This window comes from Streptomyces sp. NPDC107654 (assembly GCF_055639035.1).
The window spans coordinates 295,275-321,860 of the sequence record NZ_JBVKBI010000007.1; the positions used below are offsets into that span (position 1 = coordinate 295,275).

Below are 26,586 nucleotides of genomic sequence, written 5' to 3' on the forward strand. Positions count from 1 at the left end.
CGCTCATGTACGGATACGGCCAGTCCATGGACGGGGGCGCCGCCCAGCAGCAGTACGCCCCGCCGCAGCAGCCGATGGCCGGCGGATACGGGCAGCAGCCGCCGCTGTACCCCGAGCCGTCCCCGCCCTCGCTCGCGGACGCGGTGCGCGCCTTCACCACCGGCCAGATGTCCGCCGAGGACTTCCAGCAGATCTTCGCCACGTCGAAGGTGTACTGCCCGCGCGGCGACACCCCCGGCTTCCTCGCCCTGCACAACACCCAGCAGCCGGTGATCCCGATGTTCACCTCGCTGAAGGAGCTGCGCCGGTACGCGGGCAAGGAGTCCAAGTACTTCGTGATCACCGGTGCCGAGGTGATCGACCTGCTGCCGACCGGCTACGGCTTCGTCCTGGACATGGAGGGCGAGCACCGGATGGTGTTCGACGCGAAGGCCGTCGAGCAGATGGTCGACTTCGCGATGCGCCGTATGTACGGCGGCTGAGCCGCGCGGCACGCCTCACCACACACTCCCGCAGCACACTCACAGCACATCTCGCACGACCGGGCCCGGAGGGAATGCCCTCCGGGCTTTCCCTGTTCTGGTGGCAAGAAGTTCAACGCTCAACTAAAGTGGGCGTACCAAGGAGGGACCCACCATGCCTGCAGTGACCGTCGAGAACCCGTTGACGCTGCCCCGTGTGACCGCACCCGCCGACGCCGTGGCACGTCCCGTGCTCGCCGTCACGACCGCTCCGAGCGGTTTCGAGGGCGAGGGCTTCCCGGTGCGCCGGGCGTTCGCGGGGATCAACTACCGCCATCTCGACCCGTTCATCATGATGGACCAGATGGGCGAGGTGGAGTACGCGCCCGGCGAGCCCAAGGGCACCCCCTGGCACCCCCACCGCGGCTTCGAGACCGTCACCTACATCATCGACGGCGTCTTCGACCACCAGGACTCCAACGGCGGTGGCGGGACCATCACCAACGGCGACACCCAGTGGATGACGGCGGGCTCCGGCCTGCTGCACATCGAGGCCCCGCCGGAGTCCCTCGTCATGTCCGGCGGCCTCTTCCACGGGCTCCAGCTGTGGGTGAACCTTCCGGCCGAGGACAAGATGATGGCCCCGCGCTACCAGGACATCCGCGGTGGCGACGTCCAGCTGCTCACCTCCCCCGACGGCGGCGCGCTGCTGCGCGTCATCGCCGGTGAGCTGGACGGCCACCAGGGCCCGGGCATCACGCACACGCCGATCACGATGATCCACGCGACCCTCGCCCCCGGCGCGGAGATCACCCTGCCCTGGCGGGAGGACTTCAACGGCCTGGCGTACGTCCTCGCGGGGCGCGGCAGCGTCGGGACGCAGCGCCGCCCGGTCCACCAGGGCCAGACGGCCGTCTTCGGTGCCGGCTCCTCGCTGACCGTCCGCGCGGACGAGAGGCAGGACGCGCACACCCCGGACCTGGAGGTCGTCCTCCTCGGCGGGCAGCCGATCCGGGAGCCCATGGTCCACTACGGCCCGTTCGTCATGAACACCAAGGACGAGCTGATGCAGGCCTTCGAGGACTTCCGGAAGGGCCGCCTCGGAACGGTCCCGGCGGTGCACGGGATGACCGAGGGCGGGCTCTAGGTCCCGCGCCCCCACCGCCTCGCCGGTCCCCGTGCGACGGGACGGCGAGGCGGGCGCGGCGACCTCCGGCCGAGCCCGCCTCCCGGGGCCGTCCCGGCCTGTTCGGGGATGCGGTCATGGGAAGCGCCGGATACGCTCGATGAGCGGGAGCGCACACGGAAGTGCCCTGGGTCCGAACTCGGTTGGGTTCCGTGGCGACAAGGTGAATCCCCGCGACCAGACCCCTGCAGGACGACGCCTCAGCGGGAGGAACGCCATGAGGCTCACTGGCACGCGCACAGCGAAAGCCGTCACGGCGGCCGCCGTCGCACTACCCCTTGCATGCGGTGGCCTGGCGACGCAGAGCCACGCGCAGAGTCCGTCTCCCAGCTCCTCCGGGCCGTTCGGTCCCGGCTGTTCCGCGCTCTCCCGGAAGGCGGACACGGCCAGGGACAAGGTCGTCGAGGCCGCGGCCGCCTACCCGCAGCTCAGTCAGCTGGTCGCGGCAACGGTCAGGGCGGGGGTGAGCGGCGACCTCGACGGCATGCCCGGCATCACGGTGTTCGCGCCCGACAACCAGGCCTTCCAGAAGGTCGACAAGAACCAGCTCGCCTCCCTGCTGGCCAACCAGGGCCAGTTGAAGAAGGTGCTGACCTACCACGTCGTCAACAAGCAGATCACGCCGGACCAACTGTCCCACGGGTCCTTCACGACGGTGGAGGGCGGCAAACTGACCACATCCGGATCGGGCACCGACTTCACGGTCAACGGCAAGGCGCACATCGTCTGCGGCAACATCAAGGTGGCCAACGCCACCGTGTACGTCGTCGACTCCGTGCTCAGGCCGCCGTCCTGACCCAGGGCGGAGTCTCCTCGGCCATCCGTCCGGCCCCGCACCGCAGGACACGCGGGGCCGGTCGTGTTGCGCTGGAGGCGTGCATCTCCTGCCCGTCCCCGTACGCCGGTTCGCCGCCTGGTGCGCCGTGGTGCTGCTCGGCGCCGCGGTGGTCTGGCTCGGGGTGCTGCTGTGCGGCGAGCTGCGTACGGCCGTCACGCCCGTGCTGCTCGCGCTCCTCGGGACCGCGCTGCTCGGACCGTTGTACCGGCGGATGGTGCGGGCGGGGGTGCAGACGTCGGTGGCGGCGGGGCTCACCTGCGTCGCCGTCCTGACCGTGGTGGGCGGCGCCGTGTACATCATCGTCGCCGCGCTCATCGACACCGGCGACCAGATCGTCTCCTCGCTGCGGAACGCCGCCAAGGGGGTGGCGCGGCACTTCGGGGCCGCCGGGACCAGCCTCGACGACCTGGCCGGCAACGCGCGCGAACTGCTGCGCAAGTTCGGCGGGACGGCCGTCTCCAACGTCATCAGCGGGGTCAGCGTCGTCGCCGAGTCCCTCGCCATGGCCGTGCTCGCGCTGCTGCTCGTCTTCTTCTTCCTGCGCGACTCCCACCGGGCGGTGGGCGCCCTGCGCTCGGTCGCGCCCGGCGGCACCGCCGACACCCTGGAGGCCATGGCCCGGCGGGCCTTCGCCGCGGTGGAGGGGTTCATGCGCGGGACGACCCTCATCGCCCTGATCGACGCCCTGTGCATCACCGTCGGCCTGCTGGTCCTCCGGGTGCCCGGCGCGGTCGGGCTCGGTGCGCTCGTCTTCGTCGGCGCCTACATCCCCTATCTCGGCGCGTTCGTCTCCGGCGCGGTGGCCGTCCTGGTCGCCCTCGCCGACCGGGGTCTCGTGATCGCCCTGTGGGCGCTCGGGGTGGTGCTCGCGGTGCAGGTGCTGGAGGGGCACGTGCTGCAGCCGGTGATCCAGAGCCGGACCGTGCAGATGCATCCGGCCGTGGTGCTGCTGGCGATCACCGCGGGCGCCTCCGTCGCGGGCATCCTCGGCATGCTCCTCGCGGTCCCGCTGACCGCGGCGGCCTTCGGGGTCGTACAGGAGCTCAGGGAGCGCTACGCCGGTTCGTCCGACGCCTCGGCCGCCGAGCCCCCGGGCTCGTAGAGCTCGAACCAGATGCTCTTGCCCTCGCCCCGCGGGTCCACCCCCCACGCGTCCGCGAGGAGTTCGATCAGCATCAGGCCGCGGCCGGAGGAGGCCAGCTCACCGGGGCGCCGCCGGTGCGGCAGGTCGTCGCCGCTGTCGAAGACCTCCACCCGCAGCCGCCGCCCGGACCCCTCGCCGATGACCTCGGCGAGCAGCAGCGCCTCGGCGTCCGTGTGCACCAGCACGTTCGTGATCATCTCGGAGACCAGCAGCACCGCCGAGTCCAGCTGGTCGGCCGAGGCCCAGTCGTGCAGCAGCTCGCGCAGGTGCTGGCGGGCCTCGGCGATCCGGTCCGGCTCGTCCTGCGCCACCGACAGCAGCGTCCGCCGCACCCGCGGCCGTACCGCGACGGTGTCGCCGCAGCCGCAGCCCTCCCCCGGCCGGCACACCAGCAGCAACGCGATGTCGTCCTCGCGGCGGTCGGCCAGCGGGCCGGTGGTGTGGTGCGAGGACGGCCCGTGCACGGCCTGCACCAGCGTGTCCGCCAGGGACTCCAGGTCGCCCCGGTGGTCCTCCAGGGTCTGGCGGAGCCTGCGCCAGCCGCTCTCCAGGTCGTGTCCGCCGGTCTCGATCAGGCCGTCGGTGCACAGCATCAGCGTCTCGCCGGGTTCCAGGGTGAAACGGGTCGTCGGGTAGTCGGCGTCCGGGTCGATGCCCAGCGGCAGCCCGCCCACCGTCGGCCGCATCATCACCGTGCCGTCCGCCATCCGGATCACCGGGTGCGGATGCCCGGCGCGGGCGATCTCCAGCCGGCCGGTCGGCGGGTCGGCCTCCACGTACAGGCAGGTCGCGAAGCGCAGGTCGGGGTGCGGGTCGGGGTGCCGGTCCGGGTGGGGGTCCGGGGGGAGGTCCGGGGGCGGGCCGACGCCGGAGGTCTGCGTGATGCCGTGCAGGAAACGGGAGGCGCGGGAGAGGACGGCGTCCGGGCGGTGCCCCTCGGCGGCGTAGGCGCGCAGCGCGATCCGGAGCTGGCCCATGAGGCCGGCCGCGCGCACGTCATGACCCTGGACGTCCCCGATGACCAGCGCGAACCGCCCGGAGGGCAGCGGGATCAGGTCGTACCAGTCGCCGCCGACCTGGAGTCCGCCGCCGGTCGGGATGTACCGGGCGGCCACCCGCATCCCCGGGATCTCCGGGCCCAGCGAGGGGAGCATGGAGCGTTGCAGGCCCTCGGTCAGCTCCCGCTCGGACTCGGCGGCACCCGCCCGGGACAGGGCCTGGGCGAGCATCCGGGCGACCGTGGTCAGCACCGCCCGCTCGTCCGGGGTGAAGGCCACCGGGTAGGTGAAGGCAGCCATCCAGGCACCCCTCGTGCGTCCGGCGGCCGTCAGCGGCAGGAAGGCCCAGGAGTGGCGGCCGAAGACCCGGGCCAGCGGCCAGGTCGCCGGGTAGCGCTCCTTGTAGTCCTCCGGGGAGGACAGGTACACGGCCCGTCCGGTGCGGACGACCTCGGCGGCCGGGTAGTCGGTGTCCAGCGGCATGTCGGAGAAGGGGTTCATGTCGCCGGGCTGGTGCCCGTGCTGGCCGGTGATGGTCAGCCGGTCGCCCTGGACGCCGAAGACCACGAGCCCGTCCGGGGAGAACCCCGGCATCGACAGGCCCCCCGCCACCCGCAGCACCTCGGCCGTGGACCGGGCCTCCGCCAGCGCCCGGCCGGCGTCCAGCAGGAACGCCTCCCGGGAGCGCCGCCAGTCCCCGGTGACCGCGCTGCGGGCGGCCGCCGTGCCCGGGGTCGGCTCGGTCACCTCCTGGAGGGTGCCGATCAGTTCGTACGCGTGCCGCTCGGGGTCGTACGACGGCTGGGACCGGCTGCGGACCACCCGCAGGATCTCGCCCTCGCTGTTCATGATCCGGATGCGGACCTCGGCGAGGGTGCCCTCGGCGACGGCCAGCCGCACCACGCCGGTGATCTCGTTCCAGTCCACCGGGTGGAACCGGGCCCGGGTCTGGGCCTCGGTGAGGGTGGCCGGCTCCGCGGGCAGGCCGAGCAGCCGTGCCGCCTCCGCGTCCACGGTCACCAGTCCGGTGGCCGTGTCCCAGTGCCAGAGCCCGGTCGCGAGGGCGGCGAGGACGTCCTCGGTGGACGGCAGGGGCTCGCCGGTGCGCATTGCCCCACTTTAGGAAGATGTGACCGGTGCCTGCCACCGTAGGCGGGCGAGCGGTCATGGTGGGGAGCCGAGCTGGGGGTGCCCGGTACCCTTGATGGGTCCGGGCCCCGTGCCCGTTCCCGCCGGTCCGCAGAGCCGGCAGGAGAAACCCCACCACGAAGGACGATGAACGACGATGCATCGGTACAGGTCCCACACCTGCGGCCAGCTCCGCGCCTCTGACGTCGGCACCGACGTCCGGCTGAGTGGCTGGCTGCACAATCGGCGCGACCTGGGCGGCATCCTCTTCATCGATCTGCGCGACCACTACGGCATCACGCAGCTGGTCGCCCGCCCCGGCACCCCCGCCTACGAGGCCCTGGACAAGCTCTCCAAGGAGTCCACGGTCCGCGTCGACGGCCAGGTGGTTTCACGTGGAACCGAGAACGTGAACCCCGACCTGCCCACCGGCGAGGTCGAGGTCGAGGTCGCCGAGGTCGAGCTGCTCGGCGCGGCCCAGCCCCTGCCCTTCACCATCAACACCGAGGACGGGGTCAACGAGGAGCGGCGCCTGGAGTACCGCTTCCTGGACCTGCGCCGCGAGCGCATGCACCGCAACATCATGCTGCGCACGGCGGTCATCTCGGCCATGCGCCAGAAGATGGCGGCGATGGGCTTCAACGAGATGGCGACGCCGATCCTGTCCGCCACCTCCCCCGAGGGCGCCCGTGACTACGTGGTGCCCTCCCGCGTGCACCCCGGCAAGTTCTACGCCCTGCCGCAGGCCCCGCAGCAGTTCAAGCAGCTGCTGATGATCTCCGGCTTCGACCGCTACTTCCAGATCGCGCCCTGCTTCCGCGACGAGGACGCCCGCGCCGACCGCTCGCCGGGCGAGTTCTACCAGCTCGACGTCGAGATGAGCTTCGTCGAGCAGGAGGACGTCTTCCAGCCGATCGAGAAGCTCATGACCGAGCTGTTCGAGGAGTTCGGCGGCGGCCGCCACGTCACCTCCCCCTTCCCGCGCATCCCGTTCCGCGAGGCGATGGCGAAGTACGGCTCCGACAAGCCGGACCTGCGCGCCAAGCTGGAGCTGGTGGACATCACCGACGTCTTCGAGGGCTCGGAGTTCAAGGCCTTCGCGGGCAAGCACGTGCGCGCGCTGCCGGTGCCGGACGTCTCCGGGCAGCCCCGCAAGTTCTTCGACCAGCTCGGTGAGTACGCCGTCGAGCAGGGTGCCAAGGGTCTGGCCTGGGTGCGCGTGGCCGAGGACGGCTCGCTGTCCGGCCCGATCGCGAAGTTCCTCACCGAGGCGAACGTCGCGGAGCTGACCAAGCGCCTCTCGCTGGCCCCCGGCCACGCCGTCTTCTTCGGCGCGGGCGAGTACGACGAGGTCTCGAAGATCATGGGCGCGGTCCGCGTCGAGGCGGCCAAGCGCGCCGGCCACTTCGAGGAGGGCGTCTTCCGCTTCTGCTGGATCGTCGACTTCCCGATGTACGAGAAGGACGAGGAGACCGGCGGAATCGACTTCTCGCACAACCCCTTCTCGATGCCGCAGGGCGGCCTGGAGGCCCTGGAGACCCAGGACCCGCTGGACATCCTGGGCTGGCAGTACGACATCGTCTGCAACGGTGTCGAGCTGTCCTCCGGCGCGATCCGGAACCACGAGCCGGAGATCATGCTCAAGGCCTTCGAGATCGCGGGCTACGACCGGGAGACCGTCGAGGAGAAGTTCGCGGGCATGCTCCGCGCGTTCCGCTTCGGCGCCCCGCCGCACGGCGGCATCGCCCCGGGCGTGGACCGCATCGTCATGCTCCTCGCGGACGAGCCCAACATCCGCGAGACGATCGCCTTCCCGCTCAACGGCAACGCCCAGGACCTGATGATGGGCGCCCCGACCGAGCTGGACGAGTCCCGCCTGCGCGAGCTGCACCTGAACATCAGGAAGCCGCAGCCCAAGTAGCGGACACCGAGCACCGGCTGTGCGCGCCGATCCGTCCTGACTCGCTCTTGACGATCGGCGCGCACAGCCGTCTCCGGGCCCGGTGACAGCTTGCGTCCCTAGGGTCCCGGCCCATGACCGAAACCCCTGAGACCCCGGAAACCGCGGGCAGAGACCGTGAGCTGTCCCGTCGTACGGTGCTCATGGCGGGCGGTGCCACCGCCGTCGCCGTGGGCCTGGGCGGCACCCTGGCCCACGGCGCGTCCGCCGAGGACGACAGCACCGCGGCCACCTGCTACACACTCACCTCCGAGGCCGTCGAAGGCCCCTACTACATCGACGCCGACAAGATCCGGCAGGACATCACCGAGGACCAGGACGGCATCCCGCTGGCGCTCACCCTCAAGGTGATCGACGCGGAGAGCTGCGAGCCGCTGCGGAACGCGGCCGTCGACCTCTGGCACTGCAACGCGGTGGGCGTCTACTCCGGGTACGAGGCGTCGGGCAGCGGCGGAGGCGGGGGCCCGGCCCCGACAGGCGCCCCGACCGGAACCCCCACCGGTACGCCGACGGGGGCGCCGCCCTCCGGCGGTCCCGGCGGCGGTGGGGGCCACCAGGAGCCCACCGACGACCGCCGCTACCTGCGCGGCACCCGGCGCACCGACGCGCGCGGGTACGTCACCTTCCGGACCCTCTTCCCCGGCTGGTACCAGGGCCGCTGCGTGCACATCCACGTCAAGGTCCACGTCGACGGCACCTGGACGGACGCCGGGTACGAGGGCGGCCACACCTGCCACACCGGGCAGTTGTTCTTCGCCGAGAAGGCGGTGCTGCTGACGGAGGACGTCGAGCCGTACTCCGCCAACACCACCACCCGCACCACGCTCGACGAGGACGCCCTCTACCCGGGCAACGGCCACGCGGGCGGCCTGCTGCACCTGACGTACGACCGCAGGCACATCGCGCGCGGGGTCCGGGCCCGCCTCACCCTGGGCGTGGCCCCGGACGAGACGCACGACGGCGGCTGACCGATGCTCAGCCGCCCTGCTCGTCGGTCTCGGCGTCCGGGGTCGCGCCCTCCTCCAGGAGGCGTTCGGCGATGTCGTCGGACCAGTGCTGGGCCCAGGCGCGCAGGGCGGCGACGGCGGCCTCGTCCAGGCCGTACCGGAGGAAGTCCCGGTCGGCGTAGAAGTCCGTGCCGGTCAGACGGGACTGGAGGGTGGGCAGGTCGAACGGGTCGTGGGCGTGCCGACGGCCCAGTTCCTCCAGGCCGGGAAGGGAGAACCGGGCCGCGCAGGCCCGCGCGTCGACGAGGTCGACGGCCGCGCCCCGGTCGTACAGGGCCCGGATCTTCGTACCGACGGCGTCCGCCAGGGAGAGCGCCGGGCCGTACGCGGTGAGTTCCGGCGGCTGCCAGAACGCCTCCTTGTGCAGTGCCAGCGCGCACTCCTCGCCGCTCGGCGGGTCCGTGACCGTCAGCTGCGCGGTGAGCGCGGTCACCGGGCCGGTCCGCACCCGGCGCCCCCGCGCCTCCAGGGCCGCGGCGACGCCACCGGCGATGTGCTCGACGGCCTCGGCGCTCTCGGTGGCGAGGTCCAGGTTGGCATGGGGGCGGCGGAGCAGTCCGTGCGCCTGGAGGGCGTAGCCGCCGGCCAGGACCAGACCGTACGGGCCGCCCGCCGGGACGACGTCCGCGAGGAGCCGGTGATGGGGTTCGGGGATGTCCACGGGACGATCTTCCCGGCTTCCGCGCCACTGATGCGCGACGAGCGGCAACTTTCCCCGGCGCGGCGGCCACTGAGGAGTCGTAAGGCATGTTCGACAGACCCTTAAGGACTCCTCCGTGGCAGCTCCCTCCCACCGCCGGTCCCTCCGCAGGCGACGCACCCTCGCCGTGTCCGCCGCCGTCGTGGCCGCGGGTGTCGGCGCCGGGGTGCTCGTGATGAACGCGAACGCAGACGCCGTCGACCTGTACCACCAGACCCTCGCCGCCAAGGACGGCTGGGCCTCCTCCGGCACGGGGACCACCGGCGGGGCGAAGGCCGACTCCGCGCACACCTTCACCGTCTCCACCCGGGCCCAGCTGGTGAAGGCGCTGGGCTCGGCGTCCGACACCACGCCCCGGATCATCAAGGTCAAGGGCACGGTGGACGCCAACACCGACGACAGCGGCAAGAAGCTGACCTGCGCCGACTACGCCTCCGGCACCGGCTACTCGCTGTCCGCCTACCTCAAGGCCTACGACCCCGCCGTATACGGGCGCTCCAGGCTGCCCTCCGGTACCCAGGAGAAGGCCCGCGCCGCCGCCCAGGCCAGGCAGGCGAAGAACGTCGTCCTCAAGGTGCCGGCCAACACCTCGATCGTGGGCGTGCCGGGCAGCGACGCCGGGATCACCGGCGGCATGCTCCGGATCCAGAATGTGGACAACGTCATCGTCCGCAACCTGAACTTCACCGCCACCGAGGACTGCTTCCCGCAGTGGGACCCGACCGACGGCGACGACGGCAACTGGAACTCGGACTACGACTCGGTCACCCTGCGCGGCGCGACCCACGTCTGGGCGGACCACAACACGTTCACCGACGCGCCCCACTTCGACAAGGCGAACCCGAAGTACTTCGGCCGCGAGTACCAGATCCACGACGGCGCCCTGGACATCACCAAGGGCTCCGACCTGGTGACCGTCGAGCGGAACCGGTTCACCGACCACGACAAGACGATGCTGATCGGCTCCAGCGACACCGACAGCACCGGCAAGCTGCGGGTGTCGATCCACCACAACGTGTGGAAGGGCATCGTCCAGCGCGCCCCGCTGACCCGCATCGGCCAGGTCCACCTCTACAACAACCTGTACGACACGACGACCGTCGACGGCTACGCGCCGCTGTACAGCATCAACTCCCGCGCCAAGGCCCAGGTCGTCGCGCAGGCCAACTACTGGACGGTGCCCTCCGGGGGCAAGGTCGCCAAGCTGCTCAGCGGCGACGGCACCGGTTCGGTCGCGGGCAGCGGCAACCTGGTCAACGGCACGGTCACCGACCTGGTCGCCGCGTACAACGCCGCGAGCTCGAAGAAGATCAAGACCACGGTCGACTGGACGCCGGCGCTCACCGCGGGCCTGGAGACCTCGGCGAAGAACCTGCCGGCGGAGCTGGCGGGCACGACCGGAGCGGGCGTGCTGAAGTAACCCGCCGCCTACCGAAGAGGGGCGCCGAGCATCCGGCTCGGCGCCCCTTCGGCGCGGGTCGGGCCCCGGTCAGCCTTCCTCGCCGCCGAAGCGCTCCTTGTACGTCTCCAGGTCCTCGTCCGTCAGCTTGGCGAACAGCACCGGCGGGACCGTGAACGGGGTGCCGGCCGGCACGGACGCCAGGGCCTTCGCCTCCTCGCGGCTCACCCAGGTGGCGGTGTCGTCGGCGAGGGAGAACGCCTCGCGCATCGTCTTCGCCGTCGCCGGGATGAACGGCTCGGAGACCACCGCGTACAGGTGGATCAGGTTCATCGCCGTACGCAGGGTGAGGGCCGCGCCGTCCTTGTCGGTCTTGATCTCCAGCCAGGGGGCCTTCTCCTCCAGGTAGGAGTTGCCGGCCGACCACAGGGCGCGCAGGGCCGCGGCGGCCTTGCGGAACTGGAGCGCCTCCATCTGCGACTCGTACTCCGCGAGGAGTTCGGCGATCTGCTCGCCGAGCCGTGCCTCGGCCTCGCCCGGCTCGCCGCCCGCGGGGACCTCCTCGCCGAAGCGCTTCCTGGAGAAGGACAGCACGCGGTTGACGAAGTTGCCGAGGGTGTCGGCCAGGTCCTTGTTCACCGTGGCGGTGAAGTGCTCCCACGTGAAGGACGAGTCGTCCGACTCGGGGGCGTTGGCGATCAGGAAGTAGCGCCAGTAGTCGGCGGGCAGGATGTCCAGGGCCTGGTCGGTGAAGACGCCCCGCTTCTGCGAGGTGGAGAACTTGCCGCCGTAGTACGTCAGCCAGTTGAACGCCTTGACGTAGTCGACCTTCTTCCACGGTTCGCGCACGCCCAGCTCGGTGGCCGGGAACATCACCGTGTGGAAGGGGACGTTGTCCTTGGCCATGAACTCCGTGTAGCGGACGGTGTCGTCCGCCTCGTACCACCAGGACTTCCAGTCGCGGTTCGCCGGGTCCTGGTCCGCCCACTCCTTCGTGGCGCCGATGTACTCGATCGGGGCGTCGAACCAGACGTAGAAGACCTTGCCCTCGGCCGCCAGCTCCGGCCACGTGTCCGCCGGGACCGGGACGCCCCAGTCCAGGTCACGGGTGATCGCCCGGTCGTGCAGGCCCTCGGTCAGCCACTTGCGGGCGATGGAGGAGGCCAGCTGCGGCCAGTCCGCCTCGTGCCGGGCGACCCAGGCCTCGACCTCGTGCTGCAGCTTGGACTGGAGCAGGAAGAGGTGCTTGGTCTCGCGGACCTCCAGGTCCGTGGAGCCGGAGATCGCCGAGCGCGGGTTGATCAGGTCGGTCGGGTCCAGGACGCGGGTGCAGTTCTCGCACTGGTCGCCGCGGGCCTTGTCGTAGCCGCAGTGCGGGCAGGTGCCCTCGACGTAGCGGTCCGGCAGGAAGCGGCCGTCGGTGGGCGAGTAGACCTGGCGGATCGCGCGCTCTTCGATGAAGCCGTTCTCGTTCAGCTTGCGCGCGAAGTGCTGGGTGATCTCTCGGTTCTCCGGGCTGGAGCTGCGGCCGAAGTAGTCGAAGGCCAGCGCGAAGCCGTCGTAGACCGCCTTCTGGGCGTCGTGCGCCTGCGCGCAGAACTCGGCGACCGGGAGGCCCTGCTCCTTGGCGGCCAGCTCGGCGGGGGTGCCGTGCTCGTCGGTCGCGCAGATGTACAGGACGTCGTGGCCGCGCTGGCGGAGGTACCGGGAGTACACGTCCGCCGGGAGCATGGACCCCACCATGTTGCCCAGGTGCTTGATCCCGTTGATGTACGGAAGGGCGCTGGTGATGAGGTGTCGAGCCATCGGGGGCTGCTCCCAGGTCGCTATGTGTACGAACCTTGAAATCGTAGCCGACGTGTGTATGCCGCCCGCTTCCCGTTTTACGGGGTGAGAAGCGGGCGGCGCGGGGTCACGGGCGCCAGGCGGCCAGAACGCCGTCGTACAGCTCGGTGTCCGTCAGCTCGCGGGGGGTGGGGCCCGCGTGGAAGAAGGACGTGTTGCCGGTCTTCAGTTTGCGGAGGTAGTCGAAGGCCTTGTTGTCGTGCTCACCGAAGGCGACGAAGGAGAAGAACACGGTGGGGTGGTTCTCCGCGGCCTCGGTGAGGGCCTGGGTGGCGGGGGTCTTCGCGTCCGGGGCGCCGTCGGTCTGGAAGACGACGAGGGCGGGGCCGTCCGGACCGGCTGTCTTCCCGTGGTGGGCGAGTACGGCCTCCACGGCGGCGTGGTAGCTGGTACGGCCCATCCGGCCGAGACCGGCGTGCACGTCGTCGATCCTGGTCTCGTGGTCCGGGGCGAGGGTGAGGTCGGTGGTGCCGTCGACCTCCGTGGAGAAGAAGACGACGTGGACCGTGGCCTCGGGGTCCAGGTGGGCGGCGAGGGCGAGGGTCTGGTCGGCGAGGGCCTGGGCGGAGCCGTCCTTGTAGTACGGGCGCATGCTCGCGGAGCGGTCGAGCACGAGGTAGACCTTGGCGCGGGTGCCGGTGAGGTCCGTCTTCCTGAGGGCGGCTGTGGCGGCCTTGTAGGCGGTGGTGAGGGCGGGGGTGCGGGCCTTGACCTTGGCGAGGGTGGTCGCGGGCCTGGCCTTGACGGCCTCGGCTTCGCCTTCGGCGTCCACGCTGCCACTCGCAGCACCCGTGCGGGTTCCGTTGTCGGGTGCGGGTGGCCCCAGTGGGCCGTCCTCGCCGTCGGCGGCCTGCGGGGCGGTGGCGGGCTGCTCGGTGACCACGGCCGGCTCGTCCGTGGCGTCGGTGGGCTTCGGGGCCGGTTCCGTCGGCGGGGTGGGATCGGTTGCCGTCTCCTCCCCCTCCTTCTCCGGCCCGGCTGCCTCCGTGCCGATCGGGTCCGGCGCCACAGTCGCGGCCGGCTCCGCGGTTCCCTGCTCGGAGGTCCTCGCGGTGTCGGCCGGCTCCGCGGACCTCTGCTCGGGGGTCCTTGCGGTGTCGGTCGGCTCCGCAGCGGTTCCCTGCTCGGAGGCCCCCGTGGTCTCGGTCGGCTCCGTGTCCGTCGGCTCGTCCGCCGCCGCGCTCCGGTCGGTCGCGTCCGTGACCGCCACCTCCGCGGCCACCGGTTCCGGAGTGGTCCGCGCCGGTGCGGTCTGGGGAGTCGTCGGCTCGGATACGGGCTCGGGCTTCTCGTCGGTCCCGGACGGAGCCGTCCCGTCCTGGGTCTCCGCCGGTGCGCTCGGCTCGGCTGCCCGGGCGGCCGGCGGCTCGTCGGCCCGGGTCTCGACGTCCGCTTCCCCGGGCTCGGACGGAGCCTCCGCCTTCGTGGCCTCCGCCGGCTCGGGCGTCTCCTCCGGCTTCGGGGCGGCCGTCACCGAAGCGGATTCCTCGGACTTCCTGCCGAGCTCGCCCTCGGGCGGAGCGGTGTCGTCCGGGTCGGGGTCGGCGATCTGGACGTCCGTGAACGCCGCTGTCACCAGTTCGTGTTCGGAGGAGGTGGGGGACCGGCGGGGTTCCGGTACCGACGGGGTGGCGGTCGGCGGTTCGGGGGTCAGGGGCGCACCCTCCGGCTCGGTGGCTCGGGGTTTGCGTGAGCGGCCGAATGCGTTCCGCAGGAGAGTGAGAATGCCCATGTGCGCAACCCTTCGCGTGAGGTTGTAACCCGTCAATCGCTGGCCAGGACGGACACGTAAGGTTAGCGGCCCCGCGTCGCCGGACCGCGTCAGTGCGGGGACGTGATGGCCCGCGCGGCGGCGACCTCCTGGCGGAGGGGTTCCAGGACGCTGCCCGAGGGGCCCGTGAGGTCGGTGCGGACGGCTGCCAGTGACTTCGACCGTCGTACGCCCTCGGACAGCTCGCGCAGTTGCAGGGCCACTTGGGAGACCTCGCCGCTGGACGGCGGCGCCGCCCCGTGGCGGACGCGGACCCGGGCCGCCGTCGTGGCGTCCACGATGCGTTCCACGGCGACGACCAGCGGCCACCAGGCCGCGGCGCGCCGGCCGGTCGGGGGTGGTTCGGTCAGGGCCCGCTGGAACTCCGTGCGGATGACGGACAGGTCGCGGTAGAGGCGGCGGCGCATGCGGGCCCGGGCCGCCGGTTCGGTGGGCGGGCCGAAGGCCGCCTCCACGTAGGCCGCCGTGTCGGCCACCGCGTCGGCCAGGCGGTCGCCGACCCGGGTGTGCCAGCTCTCCGGCCACAGGAGGTAGCCGGCGATCAGGGCGACCCCGCAGCCCAGCAGGGAGTCGGTCAGCCGCGGGAGCAGCAGTGCCGTGCCCTGGTGGTTGAGGATGTCGGAGAGGAGGAGGATCACCGGGGTGATCGCCATCGTCTGGTAGCCGTAGCCGCGGGGGGTCAGTGCCGGGATGAGGGGCGCCAGGAGGAACAGGGCCGGGACGTCCCACCAGCCCAGCGGGACCTCGGCCAGGACCACCGCCGCGACCACCAGGCCGGCCACCGTGCCGAGGGCGCGCAGCAGGGCGCGGGAGAAGACCGAGCCGAAGTCGGGTTTGAGGACGAAGGTGATGGTCAGGGCGACCTAGTAGGAGCGCGGGACGGGGACCAGCGAGACCAGGGCCTGGGCGATGCCGATGCAGACCGCCAGACGGACGCCGTAGCGCCAGGAGTTGGCGGACAGGACGACGGTGCGGGCGGCGCGGGCCGTGCGGATGCCGAGTGCGGCCGGCCGGCCCAGCCGGTCGTCGATGCCCCGGGGGTCCACGTCGGGCGTGGTGACGACCTCGGCCGTGTGCCGCAGGGCGTGGTCCACCGCCCGCCCGGTCTCCGTGGTGGGGAGGGGGAGGCGCAGGGGCGGGAGCGGGGTGCCGGCACCCTCCACCGACCGCGCCAGGAGGCGTACGGCCTCCGGGATCCGCCCGGGGAGCGGGCGGGCCGCCAGATGCGCCGCGGGGGCCGCCTCGATCACCGGGGTGATCGCGTTCAACCGGGCCAGCAGGCGGGTGAGTTCGCGGCTGCGGCCGTGGTGGCGGGCGCGCCGGGCCAGGATCAGGTCGTACGACTCGTTGAGGGACTGGGTGACGGCGCGCCGGGCCTCCTCGTACTGCTCGGTGCGGTCGGTGCCGGCGACGGCGAGGAGGGCGGCGACCGTGCGGTAGGTCGCGGCGACCGCGGTCCGTTCGGGGACGCCCGCGCGCAGCGGCCAGGCGAGCAGGGCCAGCAGCAGGACCAGGAGGCCGCCGCCGGTCATCAGGGCGGGGGCCAGCCACCAGGGGGAGGGGAGCGGGAGACCCGCGCCGACCACGCAGTTCAGAAGGAGCAGCAGGCCGGAGACCGAGGCGACCGCGCCGATCGTCGAGATCATCCCGGAGAGCAGGGCGACGCCGGTGAGCACGGCCACCGCGTACCAGCCGTGGCCGTACGCCAGCGTGCCCAGGGTCACGCCGACCGCGCCGAAGAGCTGCGGTACGGCGATGTTGAGGATGCGCATGCGGTACGCGTCGGCGGTGTCGCCGATGACGCCGGACAGGGCACCCATGGAGGCGAGGGCGCCGTAGGCCGGGCGTCCGGCGGCGAGGCCGAGCGCCAGGGGGAGGGCCATCGCGAGCGCGGCGCGGGTGATGGCGGCCCGGTTGACGGGTGCCTGCTGGGGTTTGAGGTTCCGGACCAGCCAGTCGGGAGGGGTGAGGCCGATGGGGAACTCTCGTGGCATGCGCCCATTATGGATTGTTCGGGTGAATTCGAATCATAGCCGCCGGTGCGGGGTGCGGGGTGCGGGGTGCGGGGTGCGGGGTGTGCGTCCGCCGGTGCGCTGTTCACGCCCGCCCCGCACCTCGGCACCTCGGCACCTCGGCACCTCGGCACCCCGGCACGCCGGAGCCCCGGAGCCCCGGTGATCCGGCGCTCCGGGGACCTGGCGGCCCGGCGGAGGGAGGCGGTGCTCAGCGCTTGGTGGTGCTGTTGAACAGCGAGCGCGACCAGACGTAGCCGACCACGGTGATGCCGGCGCACCAGGCGAGGGAGATCCAGCCGTTGTTCCCGATCGCGGTGCCGGAGAGCAGGCCGCGCAGCGTCTCGGTCATCGGTGTGAAGGGCTGGTTCTCGGCGAACCAGCGCAGGCCCGGGGACATGGAGCCGGCCGGGACGAACGCCGAGCCGAGGAAGGGGAGGAACTGGATCAGCAGCGGCTTGTTGCTGGCGGACTCGACGGTCTTGGAGATCAGGCCGAGCGCCACCGACAGCCAGGTCACCGCGAAGGCGATGGCCGCGAGGAGGCCGGCCGCCGCCAGCCACTCCAGCGGGGTCGCCCCGGAGCGGAAGCCGACGGCGAGCGCGACGCCCACCACCGGGACCATGCACACCATCGTCTGGACGACACTGCCGATGACATGCCCCGTCATGAACGACGACCGCGTGATGTCCATGGTCCGGAACCGGTTGATGATGCCCTCGGTCATGTCGGAGCAGACCGCGATCGAGGTCGACATCGAGCCGGCGGCGACGCCCATGATGACGATGCCGGGTGTCAGGTACTCCAGGTAGGCGTCCCGGCCGCCGCCCATCCCGGCGCCGATCGAGTCCCCGAAGGCGTACACGAACAGCAGCAGCATCAGGATCGGCATCATGGCGCTGCCGAGCCCCACGGACGGATAGCGGATCGCGTGCTTCAGGTTGCGCCGGAGCATCGTCATCGAGTCGTGCACGGCGTGGGCGAGGGTGCTCATCGCGGGGTCTCCTTGACGTGAAGCGCGGAGTCGGCGGTGCCCTCGCCGGTGAGGGCGAGGAACACGTCGTCGAGGTCGGGGGTGTGCACGGAGAGGTCGGCGGCCCGGACGCCGGCGGCGTCGAGCCGGTCCAGCAGGCCGCGCAGCGCGTCGAGGCCGCCGTCGCCCGCCACGCGCAGCGCGAGGTTCTCGTCGTCCCGGGCGGCGCCGGGGAAGACGGCCGCCGCGCGCTCGTAGGCGGCGGGCTCGGTGAACCGCAGCCGCACATGGCTGCCGGGGATCCGCGCCTTCAGCTCGTCGGCGGTGCCCTCGGCGACGATCCGGCCGCCGTCGAGCACGGCGATCCGGTCGGCCAGCTGGTCGGCCTCCTCCAGGTACTGGGTGGTGAGGAAGACGGTGGTGCCGCCCGCGACCAGCGTGCGCACGGTGTCCCACATGGTGCGGCGGCTGCGCGGGTCGAGTCCGGTCGTCGGCTCGTCCAGGAAGATCACCTCGGGGTCGCCGACCAGGGTCATGGCGATGTCGAGCCGGCGCCGCATACCGCCGGAGAAGGTCGCGGCGCGCCGGTGCGCGACGTCCGCGATGCCGAACCGCTCCAGCAACTCCCTGGTACGCGCCCTGCCTTCGCGCTTGCCCAGCCGCAGCAGGTCGGCCATGAGGAGCAGGTTCTCCTCCGCGGTGAGCAGGTCGTCGAGGGCGGCGAACTGCCCGGTGACACCGATCGCGGCGCGCACGCCGTCGGGTGAGCGGGTGACGTCGTGGCCGGCCACCTCGGCCTGCCCGCCGTCGGCGGCGACGAGCGTGGACAGGATCTGCACGGTGGTGGTCTTGCCGGCGCCGTTCGGACCGAGCAGCGCGAACACGGACCCGGCCGGGATGCGCAGATCGATGCCGTCGAGCACGGTCTTGTCGCCGTACGACTTGCGCAGGCCGACGGCGGAGACGGCGGCGGGCGGCTGCGCACCCGCCCTCCTTGGCGTGGGCATGACAGAAGAAGGCATGGGCCCTCCCGTTCGAAGGCTGGAGTGGGCGGAGAGTGAGGCGGAGAGGAGGAGAGAGGAGAAGAGAGGAGAGGAGCGTGGGGGGGAGGGGGGTGCTCAGGGGCGGGGGCGGCGGATGTCGATGTTGCCGTACCGGGTGCGGGCGCGGATCTTGACGGTGTCCTCGGTCTCCTCCGGGGTCTCGGACGCGGTGAGGGAGTTGCGTACCTGGCCGGCGTCCGAGCTGACGTCGAGCCAGGCGGCCGTGCCCTCGCGGACGCCCACCTCGATGGCACCGTAGGAGGTCTCCAACTGGACGGAGCCGCGAGCCACTTCGCCGACGCGCAGGGTCCCGTGGGCGGTGGTGGCGGTGACCGAGTCCTCGGCGCGCCGGATCTCGATGTCGCCGTTGGCGCCGCTCACCCGCAGCTCACCGGTCGCGGCGCCGACGGTGGTGGTGCCGTGCGAGTTCTTCAGGACGGCGGGGCCGTCGAGGAGACCGACACGCAGGCTGCCGGAGCTGGTGGTGATCTCGGCCATGCCCTCGACGCGGTCCACGGTGATCGTGCCGTGCGAGGCGGTCAGCGTGACCGGGCCGGTCGTGTCGAGGCGGACGTCGCCGGCCGAGGTCTTCACCCGGACCTCGCCGAGCCGGCCCTCGCCGACCACCTGCGTCCAGGCGCCGGTCGCGTCGACGCGTGAGCCCGTGGGCAGGTCGATCGTCACGTCGACGGTGCCGGTGCGGCCGAACAGGCTGGGCTTGGGCGTCCGGACGGTCAGGGCGCCGTTCGCGTACGTCACCTCGGTCTGGTCGGCCGTCCGCACGTCCAGGTCCTTCTTCGGGTCGCGGGGGCGCACCTCGACGACGGTGCCGAGGCGGTCGCCCGCGGTGAACTGGAGGGAACCGGCGTCCACGCGCGCCGTGACCGAGATCGCTTCGGGGGTGTCGAAAGAAGGCATGGCTGTCCCGTCCTCTTGGCTCTTCGGGGCGTCCTCGCAGGTGGGACGCGGTGTGGGTGAGGTGGTGCGGGTGAAGGGGTGCGGGGTGCTGTGGTGCGTGCGGGCGGTGGTGCGGTCAGCGCACCCAGCCCGTGAAGCTCTGTCCGACGCTCTGGCTCTTCTCCGCCGTACGCGGCCGGGCGCCGCCCTCGACCGCGGCCGACACGGCGCGCACCAGCCAGGCGTTGACCGAGAGCCCCTCGCGGGCCGCGGCCTCCTCGGCGCGGGCCTTGAGGTGGGCCGGCAGGCGCAGGTTCACGCGGGCCGTGCCGCCCTCGTCGCCCTCGCCCGATGCCGGCGCCGGTGCCGGAGCCGGGGCCCGGAACGGCTCGGCGGCCGCCTCGCCAGGACCGCCGGAGGGCGGCAGGGTGACCACGAAGTCGGGGTCCAGGCCGCGCAGCCGTACGTCGACCGAGCCGGGGGCGAGTTCGCGGGTGATCTCGTCCATCGCGGCGGAGAGCACGTTGAGCAGGGTCAGACGGGTCGCCGACTCCAGCGGCGCGGTGAGCCGCTCGGCCAGCTCGCGGGCGTCTTCACCGCCGGCTTCGGCGGCCACCGCGAGTTCGCGGCGGAGGGTGTCGACATACGGCGTGAGGTCCATGACGCCATACTGGCACCATCGTGGCGCTATGCGCAAGCCTTAGTGGTGCCAGGTTGGGAACAGGGGTGGTGACATACCTTCTGGCCTGCGCACATACGGAAACGGCGTCACGGGCGGCCGTTCACGCCAAGCGGCGTCGGGTGGCGGCGAGTGACGTCGGATGGTGCCGCATGGTGCCAAGTGGTGCCATCTGGCGCCACCCGGTGCCGGGCGACCCTCAGATCCGGGCCCGCGTCGGCGCCGGCCCCCCGGCGGGCGACGACGGCGAGGAGTCTTCCCGCCGGCGCGTGGGGCGGGGCGGCCGCAGCCGGCGGGTCAGCCAGGCGGTGAGGGCCACCGCCGTGCCGAGGCCGAGCAGCAGCCAGGCCGTCGTGCGCAGGGTGCCGGTCAGGGCGTCGTAGACCGCGCCCGCGGCCGGGTGGGACACGCCGGCCGGCAGGTCGGACAGGGTGAGGCTGCGGCCGACGGCGAGGGCGAGGATCAGCAGGGCGCCGCCCAGGGCCGTGCCGAGGGCGGTGGCGGTGACCGCGCGGCGCCGGCGGACGGCGAACGCGATCCCGCCGACGGCGAAGGCGACCGCTGCCACGGGCAGCCAGAAACCGGCGACTTCGAGCACGTGGAACCCCTTCCGGAGGGTGGTCAGCCGGTCCGCCGGGAGCACGGCGACCGCGGTGTGCTCCACCGGGATCCGCGCGGCCAGCGGTACGTGGTCACGGGTGAGCTGGCGTTTGACCTGGGCGGTGACGGGGGCGAGGTCGACGGTGACGGCGTGCGCGTCCTCGGCGCGCAGGGCGCGCAGCACGGCGTCGTGGGTGACCCGGTTGCCGGTGTCCCAGGCCAGCCGGAAGGCCCGGGTGTGGGTGAAGGAGCGGACCGCGTCGTGGACGAACGGGCGTACCGAGCCGCGCACCGGGCGGACGTCGAGGTGCTGGTCCAACGCGCGCAGGATGCCGTCCCCGACCGTGTCCACGACGGCTTCCCGCACGGCCGGGTCGGCGGCGAGCGGCGCCATCGTGGTGACGTACCGGCCCGTGTCGGTGAGCCCGTACGCCGCCCAGGCCGCCAGCGCGCCGAACGGCACGAGGAGGCAGGACAGGGCGATCAGTACGGCCGACAGGGCACTCCGGAGACGTGAGGGCACGTTTCCAGGCAAGGGTCCCGGAGGCCGGTGCGCGAGCGGGACGACTGCGTTCGGGCGGTCCTCCGGTGGAGGGATCACCCGAACGGGTGTTTCCTGGTGCTGGGGGGACGGAAGTGGCCGAAGTGCACCACTTGCGCGGAACGGCCACGTGGGGAACCGGGGAAACAGGGGAGCGCGTGGGTCCCGGCCGGCTCGGCCGGGACCCACGCGTACCTCCACGCGTTCCCGGGGCCCACGCGCGACAGGGTCCTTCCCGCCCGCTCAGCGGATCCGGCGCCCGGACGCGTCCTCCCGGGTGTAGTAGCGGTAGAAGAACACCGCGAAGGTGACCGCCGACGCCAGCAGGGACATCAGCACCGACCGCACCACGTCGTCGTGGGGGCCCTGGCCGGCGCCCTGAGTGGCGAAGAAGCTGCCGCTCTGGCTGTAGAGGAAGCCGAACGCACAGCCCACGAACGCCGTCCACAGCAGGGCGTGCACCTCCCTCGGCATCCGCGGGGCCAGCGTCAGCAGGGCCGCGCACAGCACCGCGAACACCGCCGCGCTGACGAAGCCGAGCGCCAGGTTCCCGCCGGTGACCCCGCCGCCGACGCGGTTGTTGGCCGCCACCCAGTAGCCGTAGACCAGGCCGAGGACGACGGGGACGGCCAGCCGGGCGATGCGGTGGGTGCGGGCGTCGAAGACGTCGGGTGTCCGCCGGGCGATGTCGGACGACCGGCGCTCCACCTCGGACGTGCGGCCGGGCCGGGACCTTCCGCCGGGCGCGGGTGCCGCTTGAGCCATGGGAGCACTCCTTCCTCTCGCCCCGGGCACGCCCCGCCGCCGGGGCCCCTCCCGGGGCACGTCTCCAGGGCACACCGGGTGCCCGGGCCCGGCAACTCGGCCGGGCCGGGTCACGAGTGCCCGGATGCGGGCGGTTCTCTCCCGTGATTCGCTGAACCGCATGGAAGGCTGCCGGCCGTGACGGAGATGGAGTACGGGCGGCGCCGCCGGCTGCTGTGGGTCGGCGGGCGGAGCGTCGCCTGGCTGCCGCCCCTGGCACTGCTCGCCGGGATCATCGTGCTGGACTTCAACACCGGCGAACGGTTCCGGATCATCACCTGGATCGTCCTGGTCCCGGGCATCGCCGCCGCGATCTGCGGGGTGTGGACGACGGCCGCCTACAGCCTCCTGTCGGTGGTGACGTACGTCCTCGTGGACAGCGCCTGGCCGGACCAGTACCAGGCCGGCTTCGGCGACTTCCTGCTCGTCGCCCTCGGCGGCGCGCTGGCCACCCTCGCCTCGGTGGTGCGGGTGCGCCAGGAACGGCAGGTCCTGCACATCCGGGACATCGCCGAGACCACCCGGCGCACGGTGCTGCGCCCGCTGCCGCCGTGCTGGGCCGGTCTGGAGCACGCGGGGGTGTACCTGGCCGCCGACGTGGACGCCCGGGTCGGCGGCGACTTCTACGACATCCAGCCCGGCCCGCACGGCACCCGGGTCCTGGTCGGCGATGTGCAGGGCAAGGGCCTCGGCGCGGTGGAGGCCGCCGCCGCGCTGCTCGGCACCTTCCGCGAGGCCGGCTACCACGAGAAGGACCTCGCGACCGTCGCCGCCCGTCTGGAGACCCGGATGCTGCGGCACCGCTCGCACACCGCCGCGCTCGGCCGGGCCGACGGCGACCGCTTCGCCACCGCCGTCCTCATCGGCTTCCCCGAGGACACCGCCGAGGCGATCGACGTCGCGAACTTCGGCCACGAGCCGCCGCTGGCCGTCGGTCCGCGCGGGGTCCGTGAACTGCCCAGCGGCGAGGGGGTGCCGCTCGGCCTCGGCGAGCTGGCGGGCGGGCTGCCGCCGGTGCACCGGGTGCCGCTGGCCGCCGACGAGACGCTGCTGCTCGTCACCGACGGGGTGACCGAGGCCCGTGACGGGACCGGCGCGTTCTTCCCGCTGGCCCGCGAGGTCGCCCGCGCGGTCGCCGCCGACCCGGGCCGCTCCCAGCCCCGGCGCCTGGTCCGCCGGGTCCGCGACGGCGTGCTGCGGCACGGCAAGGGCCGGCTGGAGGACGACACCACGATCTTCGCGGTGCGGCGGACGGACACGGGGGGCGGGCCGGGCGCCCGGGGCGAAGACCACGAACAGGGACGTTTGCGGTCCTGAGGCACCGCCGTGCGGCGGCAGCGGCTACGGTGCTGGCTGGAGACCGGATCTACGGGACAGGGGGAGCACGATGCCCGGAACCGTGCTGTTGCTCGCGGCCTCGCCGCTGGGCCGGGCGCGCCTGGTGGACGCGGCGGGCGTCCTGCCGGTGCTGGCCGCCGTCGCCCCCGCCGTGCTGTCCGGCACCGACACCGCGAACGTGGTCGAACTCGCCGACCCGCTGGAACCCCAGGCCGTCCTCACGCGGCTGCGCGCCGCCGCGGCCACCCCCGGCCCGCTCACGGTCTACGTCACCGGCCAGCTGCACCTGGACCGCCGCCAGTACCAGCCCCACCTGGCCCTGGCCCGCACCACCCCGGCCACCCTGCGCTACACCGCGCTCCCCTGGCACTGGATCCGCGAGGAGCTCCGGCTGCGCTCCGCCGCGGACACCGCGCTCGTGGTCGACCTGCACGCCGACGCCGAGGCCTGGCGCCACCTCGCCGAGCGGGGCCTCGACTGCGGCCGCACCACCGTGGTGTACGGCCGCGTCGCCCCGGCCACGGGCCGGCGGGGCCTGGCCGAGCCGGCGTACATGAAGACGGTGGCCACCCTGCTGAGAAGCGGCCACCGGCCTCCGCTGGAGTCCCTGCACCAGCAGGCGCTGGCCCGGATCGCGGAGGAAGCCGGGGGCAACCTGCTGCTGTCCGGCGTGGGGGGCGTGCCGTGGGGGCCGGGGGCGGGCGGTGTCCTCCCGGCACCGGCTGCCGGCCCCGCCGCCGTCCCGGCACCGGCTGCCGGCCCCGCCGCCGTCCCGGCACCGGCTGCCGGGCCCGGCGCCGTCCCGGCCGGACCGCAGGAAGGCGATCCGCACGCCGGGATCGCGGACGCCGTGCGGGCCGGACGGCACGCGGAGGCCGACGGGCTGGCCGCCCGGCACGAGGCGGAGGCGGTGCGGGCGTACGGGGCCGTGTCCGAGCACGCGTTGCACTGGAGCGAGGTCCGGGCCGACCTGGCGATGTTCGCGGGCGACGCGGTGCGCAGCTGCCGGATGTGGCTGGGGGTCGCCGAGGCGCGGCTGGCCGCCGGGCAGGCGGGGGACGCGGCCGCGGTGGAGGCGGCCGTGGACCGCGCCCACCACCAGTGGACCTGCATCAAGGACACGGCGCGGGCCCGTGAACTCGGGCCCGCGCTCGCTCGGTTGCGGCTCAGGGTGCCCGGCCGCCGGCGCGGCGCGCTGGAGAACGTCCAGCGGCAGCTGCGCCAGCTGCAGGGCGCCCCCTAACGCCTACCGGGTGAAGGTGAAGTACTTCCAGGCGCCGTGCGTCGTGGAGTTCACGGTGTCACCGGAGGCGCTGTTGATGTACGACGAGCGGACCCGGAAGCGCCAGCCGACGTCCTCGCCGTGGTCGCCGGTGATGGTGACCCGGGAGACGCCGTCGGAGCCGAGCTTGAAGTACGCGGGGTCGCCCGGGTACCAGCGGCCCTGGTAGTACACCTCGAACTCGAACTTCTGCGCCCGGCCCGGGTAGTAGGGCATCCGGGTCGTGATCAGCGGGTTCTTGTTCTTGTGGAAGAAGTAGTACGTGTGGCTCCACGTGTACTTCGACTTGTAGTGGTTGCCGACCGACGTGGACACGCTGACCTGGGCGCCGACGGTGCCGGCGGCGGACGCCGGGGTGTAGCGGGAGTCGCCCTTGAACTTCGCGGTGACCTTGGTGTCCCGCTTCAGGTCCAGGGTGACCGAGAGGTTGCCGTCGGAGTCGACCTTGCCGGACTTCACCAGCTTGTTCGGCTTGTCGCCGCCGAACGGGTCGGCCCAGATCTCGACCGTGCGGTTGGTGTACGTCTTGCCGAGGTGCGCGGTGAACTTGACGTCCTTGCCGTACGCGTACACCTTGCCGTTGTTGTTCACCGTCAGCGTCGGCCTGGCGCGGGAGACGTCGACGGAGTCCGAGCCGGAGGCCGCCGCGTGGCCGGTGTCGCCGGCGTAGGACACGGTGTACTTCACCTTGCCGCCGGAGGGCGGGGTGTCGGTGAAGGAGAAGGTGCCGTCGGCCTTGGTGACCGCTGCCGCGAGGGCCTTGCCCTTCGGGGACTCCAGGTCGGTGCGGGTCACGGCCAGCCTGGTGCCGGCCGGGACCGCCACCTTGGAGGCGACCTTGCCCTTGACGGTGAGCCGCTTGGCGCGGGTCGCGGTGGCCGGCGCGTCCACGGTGACCGTGCTCGCCGCCTTGGTGGGCGCGGTCAGGACCCGCAGGGAGTACACGCCCTGGCTGTTGCTGGTCACCGCGAACAGCCGGGAGGCGTCCGGGGCCCAGGCCAGGCCGCCGCGGGCGAGCAGGTCGGAGCCGCTGCTGGTGCCGGTGTTCGGGAAGTCGTAGCTGCGGACGGCCTCGCTGCTGCCGGGCTTGAAGATGTAGACGTCCGGCTCGTAGGAGCCGTCGATGCCGGCCGCGACCGTGCCGTCCGGCGCGATGGCGACGGAGTTCGGGTACGCGTCCGTGACGTACTTGCCGTCCTCGTTCAGGTCGGACGTCCGGAACACCTGCTGGTAGTACGGCGCGCCGCTGGCCACCACGACGTCCTTGCCGTCGGGGGTGACCTGGAGGTCGCCGAGGTTGCTGCCCGCCTCGCGGGTGCTCGCCACCTTCGCGGCGGTGCCCGACGAGACGTCGTACGAGGCCAGTTCGACCGGGCTCTGCCCGACCGCGCCCGCGATCAGGGTGCCGGAGCCGGGCGCGGCGTCCAGCAGCGGGGCCTCGTACCAGTCGCCGTCCTGGTCGAGGGTGACCTTGTGGTCCTCGGCCGAGAGGTCGACGGAGCCGATGTTGCCGTCGGCGGCGCCGCCGTAGCCGAACCACAGCCTGCCGCCCGCGAGGGCGACGCTGAGCGGCTTGTCGCCGACCGCGTACCGGGTGGTCTCGGTGTCGGTGGCGGTGTCGAAGACGGCGATGGCGTCGAGGTCCTGCACGGCCGCGTAGAGCGTGCCGGAGTCGGCGGACAGCTCCAGGCCCTGGACGCCGGAGAGGTTGGTGTCGAGCTGCTTGACGAACTTCCCGGCGAAGTCCGTCACGACGATCTTGCCGTTCAGTGGATCGCTGACGAAGACCTGCTGGTGGACGGCGTCCACGACGATGTCGCCGGTCGTCCTGACCGGCAGGACGGCGGTGGAGTCGGCGGACGCCGGAGTGGCGGCGAGGGCCGCCGAGCTGAAGAGGACCGCCAGGGTGGTGGCAGCCGTGAGAGAGCGCTTGCGCACGCTGATTCGAACCCCCCGGAACGAATGAAAGACGTGGGTGCC

At 72.6% G+C, this 26,586-nt stretch carries 20 protein-coding genes and 1 pseudogene; 9 read left to right on the plus strand and 12 right to left on the minus strand.

The genetic code is table 11. The annotated features are described in order from the left end of the window. Window positions 1-5 precede the first annotated feature (5 nt). From ACZ7N4_RS15855 to ACZ7N4_RS15870, 4 genes are all read left to right on the plus strand, one after another. A complete protein-coding gene (locus ACZ7N4_RS15855) occupies window positions 6-482 on the plus strand; it encodes an SseB family protein (protein ID WP_189296402.1) in 477 nt (158 codons plus the stop codon). A gap of 154 nt (window positions 483-636) precedes the next feature. After that, window positions 637-1,608 carry a pirin family protein gene (locus tag ACZ7N4_RS15860; RefSeq protein WP_471358601.1) on the plus strand — a complete coding sequence of 324 codons (972 nt, stop codon included), beginning with the start codon at window positions 637-639 and terminating at the stop codon, window positions 1,606-1,608. 256 nt (window positions 1,609-1,864) lie between these two features. After that, window positions 1,865-2,443, plus strand: coding sequence for a fasciclin domain-containing protein (locus ACZ7N4_RS15865; protein WP_471358604.1), 579 nt, complete (start codon window positions 1,865-1,867; stop codon window positions 2,441-2,443). 79 nt (window positions 2,444-2,522) lie between these two features. Further along, window positions 2,523-3,587 (plus strand): AI-2E family transporter, encoded by a 1,065-nt coding sequence (locus tag ACZ7N4_RS15870; RefSeq protein ID WP_471358607.1) that lies wholly within the window; start codon window positions 2,523-2,525, stop codon window positions 3,585-3,587. Here ACZ7N4_RS15870 and ACZ7N4_RS15875 read toward each other — a convergent pair. Next, window positions 3,539-5,737, minus strand: coding sequence for a SpoIIE family protein phosphatase (locus ACZ7N4_RS15875; RefSeq protein WP_471358610.1), 2,199 nt, complete (start codon window positions 5,735-5,737; stop codon window positions 3,539-3,541). The genes ACZ7N4_RS15870 and ACZ7N4_RS15875 overlap by 49 nt on opposite strands. A 175-nt stretch (window positions 5,738-5,912) precedes the next feature. Between ACZ7N4_RS15875 and aspS the strand changes: the two genes are divergently transcribed. Together aspS and ACZ7N4_RS15885 are read left to right on the plus strand one after the other, a co-directional pair. After that, entirely contained in the window at window positions 5,913-7,676 is a 1,764-nt protein-coding gene (aspS, locus tag ACZ7N4_RS15880) for an aspartate--tRNA ligase (RefSeq protein ID WP_471358613.1), read from the plus strand. 113 nt (window positions 7,677-7,789) lie between these two features. Further along, window positions 7,790-8,683 carry an intradiol ring-cleavage dioxygenase gene (locus ACZ7N4_RS15885; RefSeq protein WP_471358617.1) on the plus strand — a complete coding sequence of 298 codons (894 nt, stop codon included), beginning with the start codon at window positions 7,790-7,792 and terminating at the stop codon, window positions 8,681-8,683. A gap of 7 nt (window positions 8,684-8,690) precedes the next feature. Here the strand turns inward: ACZ7N4_RS15885 and ACZ7N4_RS15890 are convergent, their stop codons facing one another. Further along, window positions 8,691-9,383 carry a hypothetical protein gene (locus ACZ7N4_RS15890; RefSeq protein ID WP_471358620.1) on the minus strand — a complete coding sequence of 231 codons (693 nt, stop codon included), beginning with the start codon at window positions 9,381-9,383 and terminating at the stop codon, window positions 8,691-8,693. A gap of 115 nt (window positions 9,384-9,498) precedes the next feature. Between ACZ7N4_RS15890 and ACZ7N4_RS15895 the strand changes: the two genes are divergently transcribed. Beyond that, entirely contained in the window at window positions 9,499-10,842 is a 1,344-nt protein-coding gene (locus ACZ7N4_RS15895; RefSeq protein ID WP_471358622.1) for a pectate lyase family protein, read from the plus strand. 69 nt (window positions 10,843-10,911) lie between these two features. Here the strand turns inward: ACZ7N4_RS15895 and metG are convergent, their stop codons facing one another. The 9 genes and pseudogenes from metG to ACZ7N4_RS15940 all read right to left on the minus strand — a co-directional run bounded on the left by metG (window position 10,912) and on the right by ACZ7N4_RS15940 (window position 21,947). Continuing rightward, complete coding sequence (gene metG / locus ACZ7N4_RS15900; RefSeq protein ID WP_471358626.1) at window positions 10,912-12,627, minus strand: methionine--tRNA ligase; 1,716 nt, start codon at window positions 12,625-12,627, stop codon at window positions 10,912-10,914. A 106-nt stretch (window positions 12,628-12,733) separates the two neighbouring features. Beyond that, window positions 12,734-14,398 (minus strand): VWA domain-containing protein, encoded by a 1,665-nt coding sequence (locus ACZ7N4_RS15905; protein ID WP_471358628.1) that lies wholly within the window; start codon window positions 14,396-14,398, stop codon window positions 12,734-12,736. A gap of 89 nt (window positions 14,399-14,487) precedes the next feature. Further along, window positions 14,488-16,431 (minus strand): annotated as a pseudogene (locus ACZ7N4_RS15910) (FUSC family protein). A 229-nt stretch (window positions 16,432-16,660) separates the two neighbouring features. Continuing rightward, a complete protein-coding gene (locus tag ACZ7N4_RS15915) occupies window positions 16,661-17,443 on the minus strand; it encodes an ABC transporter permease (protein ID WP_471358630.1) in 783 nt (260 codons plus the stop codon). Next, window positions 17,440-18,429 carry an ATP-binding cassette domain-containing protein gene (locus ACZ7N4_RS15920; RefSeq protein ID WP_471358815.1) on the minus strand — a complete coding sequence of 330 codons (990 nt, stop codon included), beginning with the start codon at window positions 18,427-18,429 and terminating at the stop codon, window positions 17,440-17,442. Before ACZ7N4_RS15920 ends, ACZ7N4_RS15915 begins: the two co-directional genes overlap by 4 nt. A gap of 111 nt (window positions 18,430-18,540) precedes the next feature. After that, window positions 18,541-19,383, minus strand: a complete 843-nt coding sequence (locus ACZ7N4_RS15925) for a DUF4097 family beta strand repeat-containing protein (protein WP_471358633.1) — start codon at window positions 19,381-19,383, stop codon at window positions 18,541-18,543. Window positions 19,384-19,498: 115 nt separating this feature from the next. Beyond that, on the minus strand, window positions 19,499-20,023 hold the full coding sequence (locus ACZ7N4_RS15930) for a toxin-antitoxin system HicB family antitoxin (RefSeq protein ID WP_471358636.1): 525 nt from the start codon (window positions 20,021-20,023) through the stop codon (window positions 19,499-19,501). Window positions 20,024-20,240: 217 nt separating this feature from the next. Further along, on the minus strand, window positions 20,241-21,164 hold the full coding sequence (locus ACZ7N4_RS15935; RefSeq protein WP_471358639.1) for a hypothetical protein: 924 nt from the start codon (window positions 21,162-21,164) through the stop codon (window positions 20,241-20,243). A 261-nt stretch (window positions 21,165-21,425) separates the two neighbouring features. Next, complete coding sequence (locus ACZ7N4_RS15940; RefSeq protein ID WP_471358642.1) at window positions 21,426-21,947, minus strand: hypothetical protein; 522 nt, start codon at window positions 21,945-21,947, stop codon at window positions 21,426-21,428. A gap of 186 nt (window positions 21,948-22,133) precedes the next feature. Here ACZ7N4_RS15940 and ACZ7N4_RS15945 point away from each other — a divergent pair, with 186 nt between their 5' ends. Then, a complete protein-coding gene (locus ACZ7N4_RS15945; RefSeq protein WP_471358818.1) occupies window positions 22,134-23,303 on the plus strand; it encodes a PP2C family protein-serine/threonine phosphatase in 1,170 nt (389 codons plus the stop codon). A gap of 70 nt (window positions 23,304-23,373) precedes the next feature. Next, the gene (locus tag ACZ7N4_RS15950) at window positions 23,374-24,567 is read left to right on the plus strand and encodes a hypothetical protein (RefSeq protein ID WP_471358645.1); all 1,194 of its coding nucleotides are present in this window, start codon (window positions 23,374-23,376) and stop codon (window positions 24,565-24,567) included. A gap of 3 nt (window positions 24,568-24,570) precedes the next feature. On the opposite strand, the gene ACZ7N4_RS15955 is transcribed toward ACZ7N4_RS15950, so the two are convergent. Next, on the minus strand, window positions 24,571-26,544 hold the full coding sequence (locus ACZ7N4_RS15955) for an Ig-like domain repeat protein (RefSeq protein WP_471358649.1): 1,974 nt from the start codon (window positions 26,542-26,544) through the stop codon (window positions 24,571-24,573). Window positions 26,545-26,586 lie beyond the last annotated feature (42 nt).

Excerpts from the sequence above, each read along its gene's own strand:
- ACZ7N4_RS15855 (WP_189296402.1), top strand. The coding sequence starts at position 6 with ATGTACGGATACGGCCAGTCCATGGACGGGGGCGCCGCCCAGCAGCAG.
- ACZ7N4_RS15860 (WP_471358601.1), top strand. The coding sequence starts at position 637 with ATGCCTGCAGTGACCGTCGAGAACCCGTTGACGCTGCCCCGTGTGACC.
- ACZ7N4_RS15865 (WP_471358604.1), top strand. The coding sequence starts at position 1,865 with ATGAGGCTCACTGGCACGCGCACAGCGAAAGCCGTCACGGCGGCCGCC.
- ACZ7N4_RS15875 (WP_471358610.1), bottom strand. The coding sequence starts at position 5,737 with ATGCGCACCGGCGAGCCCCTGCCGTCCACCGAGGACGTCCTCGCCGCC.
- aspS (WP_471358613.1), top strand. The coding sequence starts at position 5,913 with ATGCATCGGTACAGGTCCCACACCTGCGGCCAGCTCCGCGCCTCTGAC.
- ACZ7N4_RS15885 (WP_471358617.1), top strand. The coding sequence starts at position 7,790 with ATGACCGAAACCCCTGAGACCCCGGAAACCGCGGGCAGAGACCGTGAG.
- metG (WP_471358626.1), bottom strand. The coding sequence starts at position 12,627 with ATGGCTCGACACCTCATCACCAGCGCCCTTCCGTACATCAACGGGATC.
- ACZ7N4_RS15905 (WP_471358628.1), bottom strand. The coding sequence starts at position 14,398 with ATGGGCATTCTCACTCTCCTGCGGAACGCATTCGGCCGCTCACGCAAA.
- ACZ7N4_RS15915 (WP_471358630.1), bottom strand. The coding sequence starts at position 17,443 with ATGAGCACCCTCGCCCACGCCGTGCACGACTCGATGACGATGCTCCGG.
- ACZ7N4_RS15920 (WP_471358815.1), bottom strand. The coding sequence starts at position 18,429 with ATGCCCACGCCAAGGAGGGCGGGTGCGCAGCCGCCCGCCGCCGTCTCC.
- ACZ7N4_RS15925 (WP_471358633.1), bottom strand. The coding sequence starts at position 19,383 with ATGCCTTCTTTCGACACCCCCGAAGCGATCTCGGTCACGGCGCGCGTG.
- ACZ7N4_RS15930 (WP_471358636.1), bottom strand. The coding sequence starts at position 20,023 with ATGGACCTCACGCCGTATGTCGACACCCTCCGCCGCGAACTCGCGGTG.
- ACZ7N4_RS15940 (WP_471358642.1), bottom strand. The coding sequence starts at position 21,947 with ATGGCTCAAGCGGCACCCGCGCCCGGCGGAAGGTCCCGGCCCGGCCGC.
- ACZ7N4_RS15945 (WP_471358818.1), top strand. The coding sequence starts at position 22,134 with ATGGAGTACGGGCGGCGCCGCCGGCTGCTGTGGGTCGGCGGGCGGAGC.
- ACZ7N4_RS15950 (WP_471358645.1), top strand. The coding sequence starts at position 23,374 with ATGCCCGGAACCGTGCTGTTGCTCGCGGCCTCGCCGCTGGGCCGGGCG.